The sequence below is a fragment of the Azospirillum sp. B4 genome, assembly GCF_000333275.1.
Lineage (GTDB): Bacteria > Pseudomonadota > Alphaproteobacteria > Azospirillales > Azospirillaceae > Nitrospirillum.
In genome coordinates, this window is record NZ_BACU01000046.1 from 1 (window position 1) to 7,212 (window position 7,212).

A 7,212-nucleotide genomic window follows, 5' to 3' on the forward strand; every position below is an offset into this window, starting at 1 on the left:
CGGACATGGCCCTAGCTGGTCTTGCCGTTGCACTGAGGGATGAGCCAAGCACCGTCGTGGATGCTTATGCCGCTATCAAAGCACAAATGCCTGCGGTCCGGCTCGGAAACAATTTGTTTGTCAGCTGGCTTCGGCCTCATGACGCGGATCCATCTTCTCGGTGCTCGTCCCTGGGCAAAATGAGCGCGGTGACGACGAGATATCTGAAGTGGAGTGTGACGGAAGAGGTCTGTGGGCGGGAAAGCGCCTTTCCAGGTGGCAGTGAGGATGGTCTGCGAGCCCTTGCAGACGCTGTCGCCTCAATTGCGTGGCGCGGATAATTGAGGCCACTATCTGCCGATAATTTGCAAGTCTGGTCAGGACGACCGACCAGTAGGAGAACCATATGACGAAGAGCCAGCAGGACGCCGGCATGCCCCTGGCCATCACCCTGTGCCCCCCGAGGGCCAATTACGGCGCCGGTCCGCAGCCCGTGGACCAGGTCGCGGCGGAACGCCTGTCCCGCGAGGTCTGGGCACTTCCCGACGCCGACGACCGGCTGAACCAGGAAGGGAATGCGCGTGTCATGGCCTCTAGGCTCTAGTGGCGGCCCTTACTTCCGCCGCGCGGCGGGCCGTGTCATGGGGCGCGATAGGGCGACGCCCTCCGCGATAAGGCCGTCCAGCAAGGCGCCCTCCAGGCGCATGCCTGTCACCTTGGCGAAGGAGAGGTCGGCCCCCCGCAGGTCAGCGCCGCGCAGGTCGGCGCCCTGAAGGTCGGCTCTCCGGAGATCGGCGCCGGCTAGCTGGGTTGGAAGGCTCCGGGCCCCGACCTGCAGGGGCGACAAGTCCGCGCCGGCGAAGTCGGCGCCGTCGAGCCAGGCGCCCGCCAGGTCGGCGCCGCGCAGATCGGCGTGGCCGAACTTTCCGTCCCGAAAGTCCACGGCCGTCATCGAGGCCGCTGCAACTGGGCGGCGGCGAAGTCCGCCTCGTGCAGCACGCAGCCGTCGAGCTGGGCGAAGGTCAGGATGCGCCCCGCGAAGCTCGTGCCTGGTGCCTCGCAAGTCGGTATCCCGAAGGTCGAGGCCGCCGGCCTTCCTTGAACTCGGAGGTGATCCACAGCTCGTGGGCGCCCAGCAGGGAGGGCAGGGGCCCGGGGAGCTGGCCCGGCGAGAGGCCAACGGGGTTGTCGGCGATGTGCCCGTCAGGTCTGCGCCGTCGAGGTTGGCGCCTTCCAGCCGGGCACCGCCCAGTCGGGCCCTGTGGAAGCTGGCGCCTCCCAACTGAGCGCCACTGAGGTCGGCACCCGACAGGTTGGCGCCGGTGAAATTGCAGCCCTGCAGGTTGGCGCCGGCGAGGCGGCAGTTCCGCAGCACCGCGTCACGGAAATCCGCCCCCTGAAACTGGCCGGCAGTCATACGGGCGCCGGCCAGGTTGGCCTCCCTGAAGCTGGCCTCGCGCAGGTCGGACGGACGTGGGCCGGCGGCGGGCCCGGCCAGGTTGGCCAGGCGGATGTCCCGCCGCTCGACCCGGTATGCGAGCGCGCCCGGCTGCAGCATGGCCAGGCTGAGGTCGGCCCCATCGAGGATGGCGCCCGGGAGCAGGCAGCCGCGCATGTCCGCCCGGTGCAGCACGGTGCGCAGCAGGCGGGCTTCAGCCAGCACGCAGCCGAAGAGGTTGGCCCGGCTGAGGTCCACATCGGTCAGATCGGCATGCCGCAGGACGCCGGCCGATAGGTCGGCGCCGGCCAGGTCCAGCTTGGCTGTGGCGTCCTTCAGCTTGCCCGGGTGACGGAAGTCCAGGCTGTCCCAGCATTTGCCGGGATGCAGGAAGGCGCGGCCGCCCGGTACGCCTTTGCGGAAATTCTGGTGGCCCAGGATCATGGCCTCCAGCGCATGCTGGTCGACCACGGGCAATCCTCTCGCCACGGCGTGGCCATCGGGTGTGGACATGGCCTTTGGCCCTCTCTTTCCTCGCCATTGGCGCCTGTTGGTGGGGCGCCTGTTGGTGCCCGTCAGTTTCCCGACGCCGGCAGCCCGATTTTCGAGACCGCCTGGCCGGCGGCCGCGGCGATGGACATCATCTGCTGGAAGGCGGCGTAATCGGCGGCGTACTGGGCGGCCTCGCCCTGGGCGCTCGCGGTGCAGGTGTCGAGGCGCTTCGGTGTGAAGGGGTGATCGAACACGGGCTTGGTCGTTGTGCCATCGCTGCGCTGGTAGGTGGTATAAATGTCCTGCAGCTGCCATCGGGCGCACAGGAGCTTGCCCCGATTGCTGCCGTCCACCAGCTGGTAGCCCACGGCGATATAGGGCTCGGGCATGGGCAGGACGAATGGGTCGCCCACCGGGACCAGGGTCGTCGCATTGATCATGGCCTGCCACTGCACCCGTGGCCACGAGACCAGGTGCTGGTCGTCATTGACGTAGTCGATCACCACCAGCTCCTGCGGCACCCAGCGGCCGGGGTCGGGCACGCACTTGGTGAGGGCCCCTCTTATGGCCGGCCCGTCGTCGTCCCGGCGGATGGGACCCTGCAGCTGCCGGCCGAGGAAGGTGGTGTGTGTGACCTCGTCGTGGAAGAGCTTGGAGGCGCAGCTGCCGGCGACCACGGCGGTCACCGATGGATTGTACTCCGGCAGCGGCTGGCAACCCACCAGGGTGTGGCTTCCGGCGGCCTGCAGGGGATCGCTGCCGTCGAAAACCAGGTCGATCCGGTAGCTCCTGTAGGATGCGCCGTCGGGACCGGCGAAATTGGCGCACGGCACGACCTGGTGCCGCACCTTCACCGCCGGCGCCTGGCCGGCGGTCTGGATGGCCTGGAAGTAGGCGGGGTCGGTGCAGGGGATGGCCAGCTTCGGCGTGCCGCCGTCGACATAGTAGGAGCCGACGGCGAACAGGCTGTCGCCTGAACCCGTGAGGTTGAATTCGTGGCTGGCGGCGCAGCCGAGGATGCTGTGCACCAGTGGCCAGGTCTTGGCACCTGAAACGGGCTGGCAGCGCCGGGTGACCACCTGTCGGCCGAGACCGTCGGTGTAGGATTCCGTGACCTGCTGGCTGACGGTCTGGGCGCTCTCGTTTGCGAACACAGGGCAGGAGCCGGCGTCGAGCGTCAGGGGGACGCTGCCGGCGCTTTTGTCGATGGAGCACGTGCCGATGACGGGCGGCCGCCCGGCAATGGCGCTGGTTCGCCAGGTTCGCGTCGAGGATATGGCGACCTGGTTGGTCCCATCGGTGACGGGGAGGCATCCTGCGGGACTGCGCCCGACGCTACCCGGCGCGGGCATGCTGGTGTCGGCCGCGGCCGCTGTCAGTGGTGGCATCACCGCCAGTACCAGGGCCATCATCATGGCTGCCAGGTGTGGGCCCTCCCGGCGAGATTGACGTCCCAGGAGGATGCGGCGGGAAAGAGCTGTCATCATGTGGGAGGGCCCGGCGAAGGTCGATGGAGCGAAACACCAACCTCGCACAAATAACCCATGGTAGCTAGTAAGCCTCGCCCCCCACTCGACCTCGGGAAGGCGCGTGCCCGGCCTTCAGCGCCAAGGGGTCGGCCAGGGGAGGACGGGTTAGCTCCCTGACGGGAGGCGTGGGGCCCCGGGCTTGCCGTTTCGGCAAGCGGTGTCTATACCATGGGAGCCGCGGGGCGGCAGGCGTACCTGGCGTGGGGTGGGGTCACAACCCCAGGGCCTGGGGACAGGCTGGGGGTAAAGGTATGAGCGATTCCGGTGCCGGACCATGGAAGCAGCGCATCAAGCGCCTGGACTTCCTGGGGCGGAACCTGGCCGTTCTCGCGGGGATAACCGAGCAGAACCTGAGCCGAGCCCTATCAGGGCACCTGAAAGGCGGGGTCCCGGCGGAGCTGGTGGGGCTCATCACCGCATTGGAGGTGATGGCGCCCGCTCAGCGGGGGCATTGGCTGGCACGCATGCAGGCGGCCGCGGGGGAACACCCTCTCCCCGGTTTGATCGTGGGGCTGGCGATCATGGACGCTGGCCAGCGCGAACGCTGGCTACGAGCCACGGCCGGGCATTTCGGAATCTCGATAGAACGCGGCCGCGAGGGGCTGGCCGACGAGGGGGCGGAAAGCCGCCAGGGGAGCCGGAAAGGGGTGGCTGGCGGGTCGCCGCATGATCAGGGGTCTTGACCGCAGGCCAAGGCCTCCCGCGCGGCGTCGCAGGCCCTGGCCAGCCGGGCGGGTTCAGGCCGGCGCCGCTCGAGGCCCATTCCTCGCCATAGGATAGCGCCAGATTTTCCAACCGGTCGGGCGGGAAGCCGGCGGCTCCCCTGTCCCTCACCACCACGCACATGGCGTTGAGCTGGAACACGTCAAGGCCGTCCGGCACGCGCCGCGCGAACCAGCGGGCGGCCAGCCTGTCGGCGGGCGGGCACTCGCACGCCTGGCCGTCATGGCCGCAGGCCGGAAAAGACAGGCGGCGCCAATTCACTTCCGGCACCGCCCCGTTGCCCCTGAGCCAGCCTTCGACCAGGCCGCCCAGCACGATGGCCCGCGTGTGCCTGTCGCCGAACAAGCCCGGCAAGGCGTAGGTCAGCGTCTGCAGCTTGGGTTGGCAGGCTTTTGGCATGCGGGGCACCTCTCTCGCGGGTTGTCCATCCGCACCAAGCCGGCCTGAAGCGGCATGCGGTGCGGGATTTTGAGTTCCGCGCCAGAATAACTTATGGTAGCTCAATGAACAACGAAGACGATAGGTGCCGGTCCCTTTTCCCCAATGAGCCTGATGCCGCAATGGGCTGATGAGTGAAAAAATTCCCGTGGTGGTGGAAATTTGTGGTGTTATCGGCTGTATTTGGGCAGGACACGTCGCTCATCGCCGAATGCGATGCACTCTCGCAAGGTCATGCCACATCAAGCGGGGTCAAGAACTACTGTAGTAGTAAGAAAGTGAATCCTGTTTCCACAGGGGTCCATGGGAAGTGGGTCGCATTAAAGAGATGTAGGTTTCCAGCTCTTACATATTCAGCAGATGGAGGATGATGTATGCCGAGATCGTCTAGCTTCGTCCAGGAGGCGAGGAAGGACCACGCCGCAAAAATCGGAAACCAGATCAGGGTGAGACGAACCCTGCTCGGCTTAAGTCAATCAGAGCTGGCCAGAATGATCGGCGTGACTTTTCAGCAGGTGCAGAAATACGAGCGGGGCCAGGGGATCGACAGCCTTTTCTCCCTGCTGGCGATCAGCCAGGCGCTCGATGTGCCGCTGTCCTTTATGTTGCAGGATATCAGACACCCCGCCTTGCACCCTGGGGGAGAGCTCCCGCCCGACCGGGAGCAATCCCTTTTCCTGACCTCCCGGGAAGGCCGCCTGGTGCGTAATGCCCGCAAGGCCCCAGCGGAGGTGCTGGAGACCATGGAGGCGCTCCTGCGCGCCGTGGCCGCGCATGTTGACGGGGGGGAGGAAACCACGGGCGGCGAGGAGCTCCAGGTTCCGCATGAGGAGCAGCTCGACCTGCAGCAGGCGCCTGATGAAGCGGCGCCCGATGAAGCGGCAATGGTCGTGGCGCTGCCCGCCCGCCGCCGCCGTGGCGCCATCTGGGACCCGGCCGATATCGGGAAAGCCGGAGCTCGGCAGAAATCCCGGGCTGTGGGCTGATGTTGGCAGCCAAGCACGGGAGGGGCGGCAAACGCTGCGCCGGGCTGTGGGCGCCTACCAGCGGGCGCCCAGGCCCCACCAGGAGGCCTTGGACGGGTATGTCGACCGGATGCATGTGCTAATGGTGATTCAGCGGGCCGAGACGCGGGGCGGCCAAATCATCCGGGATGGCCTGCGGGCGATCGTAGAACGCTAGAGCGGGTCAGTTCAGGGAACTACTTGTTGGGGCGGGAGTTCGCGGGAGATGAAATGCGGCAGCATGGCGTGAAGGCGACGATCGTCAACTTGTCGGAGGGGCGTTCCTTTCCGGCGCGCGATTCCATCGGGCGCCCGATCGTGGTTCCCAGGTCCTGCTTCATGGCCGTGGCCGGTGGACGGCCCGCCGAGCGGGGCATGAGCGTCATCGGCACGGTGACCGACGACAACCCCGCACAGCGGCTCACGATGATCCGGGTCGACGCGTGGGAGCAGCCGAAACGGGAGACCTTCGTGGCCACCATCACCCACGTCGTCTCACCGCGTTCGTCCTTCACCTACCTGGACAGTGGGAAAGGCATCGCATCGGTCTTCCTTCCGGGCAGTACGCCGGGCTTCAACTCGCTGGAGACGCTGCCCTGCGGCAGCAGGGTGGTGGTCACCGCCTTTGAGCTGGCGGAAGGCAAGTGGACGGCGCTGTCGGTGACCTATCCCGCTTCGCCAACGGCGTAAGCCTTCCGCGGCATGGATGGCATCGACGTGGCGCCTACCTGAATGGGGTAAAAAGGGTGATGTGGTGCCGCCATCATGATGGGATTTTCCAGCTCCTGGCCGGTCGCGGCCATCGAACCAAGGGCGGTCTCCAGTCCGGAGGACCGCCTCATGGACCTGTTCGCCCCCCCTCTGACGCTGGGTGGCCACTCGGCCCTCTTCCGCCAGGTCGCTGAAAACCACGGGGATCCGCGCGCGCCGGCGGCCGCGTGCCGGTATGCCGGCACGGTGGACCAGCTGACCCAGGGGTTTGCCAGCTTCCCCCAGGGATGGGCCGGAGCCCTGTTTCAGCTGTTGCTGATGAGCGGCGGCCTGGGCGAGGCGCAGAAGCGGGCGGCGGTGCTGCGCAACAACCGCCTGGCGGCTGTCCTGTGGCTGGCTTTCCAGGAGCCCAGCCGGCTCTACCAGCTGGTCCGATGGCTGGCCCAGAATGTGCTGCCCAAGGACGCGGCCTTCCTGGCGGCGCGGTTCGGCGGGGGCTATTTCACGGCCTTCGCTTTGAAGTTCACCAGGCTGCCGCCGCAGTTGGCGCTGTCCGGCGCGGTCTCCAATTTCGCTCTGGCCAGCTACGGCTCCGCCATCCTGGCCGTCGCCAAGGGCGACGAGGCGCTGCATGCGATCGCCGTGGCCATCCTGAGCGGCCGCTACGACGGGCTGTGCATCCCGGTCGATCGACTTGAACGGGAGATGCGCCAACTCGATGACAAGGAGGGACCGGACACGGCGCCCATGGTCGAGCTGCTGCGCGACGTGCTGCGTCTGGCTGAAGCCGCGGGGCAGGACTGATGCGGCTTTATCCGATCCGGCGCTGTCCGCACTGCGGCAAGCGAACGGTACCAGCCTACGGCGTGACGCTGAAGACCATGGCGCGGCCCTATCG

At 67.1% G+C, this 7,212-nt stretch carries 7 protein-coding genes; 5 read left to right on the forward strand and 2 right to left on the reverse strand.

What is annotated here, in order from left to right; all coding sequences use genetic code 11:
- Nucleotides 1–385: 385 nt before the first annotated feature.
- Complete coding sequence (locus I55_RS01955; RefSeq protein WP_044558775.1) at nt 386–583, forward strand: hypothetical protein; 198 nt, start codon at nt 386–388, stop codon at nt 581–583.
- A 9-nt stretch (nt 584–592) separates the two neighbouring features.
- Here I55_RS01955 and I55_RS32630 read toward each other — a convergent pair whose 3' ends face one another.
- Together I55_RS32630 and I55_RS36730 are read right to left on the reverse strand one after the other, a co-directional pair.
- Nucleotides 593–1,930, reverse strand: a complete 1,338-nt coding sequence (locus I55_RS32630; protein WP_049973748.1) for a pentapeptide repeat-containing protein — start codon at nt 1,928–1,930, stop codon at nt 593–595.
- Between the two features lie 62 nt (nt 1,931–1,992).
- A complete protein-coding gene (locus I55_RS36730) occupies nt 1,993–3,324 on the reverse strand; it encodes a hypothetical protein (RefSeq protein WP_159107089.1) in 1,332 nt (443 codons plus the stop codon).
- A 365-nt stretch (nt 3,325–3,689) separates the two neighbouring features.
- Here I55_RS36730 and I55_RS01970 point away from each other — a divergent pair, with 365 nt between their 5' ends.
- The 4 genes from I55_RS01970 (at nt 3,690) to I55_RS01985 (ending at nt 7,118) form a co-directional block, all read left to right on the forward strand.
- Nucleotides 3,690–4,121, forward strand: a complete 432-nt coding sequence (locus I55_RS01970) for a hypothetical protein (protein WP_044558778.1) — start codon at nt 3,690–3,692, stop codon at nt 4,119–4,121.
- An 852-nt stretch (nt 4,122–4,973) separates the two neighbouring features.
- Complete coding sequence (locus I55_RS32635; protein ID WP_049973749.1) at nt 4,974–5,585, forward strand: helix-turn-helix domain-containing protein; 612 nt, start codon at nt 4,974–4,976, stop codon at nt 5,583–5,585.
- 249 nt (nt 5,586–5,834) lie between these two features.
- Entirely contained in the window at nt 5,835–6,293 is a 459-nt protein-coding gene (locus I55_RS01980; protein WP_044558780.1) for a hypothetical protein, read from the forward strand.
- A gap of 150 nt (nt 6,294–6,443) precedes the next feature.
- Complete coding sequence (locus tag I55_RS01985) at nt 6,444–7,118, forward strand: hypothetical protein (RefSeq protein ID WP_148293530.1); 675 nt, start codon at nt 6,444–6,446, stop codon at nt 7,116–7,118.
- Nucleotides 7,119–7,212 lie beyond the last annotated feature (94 nt).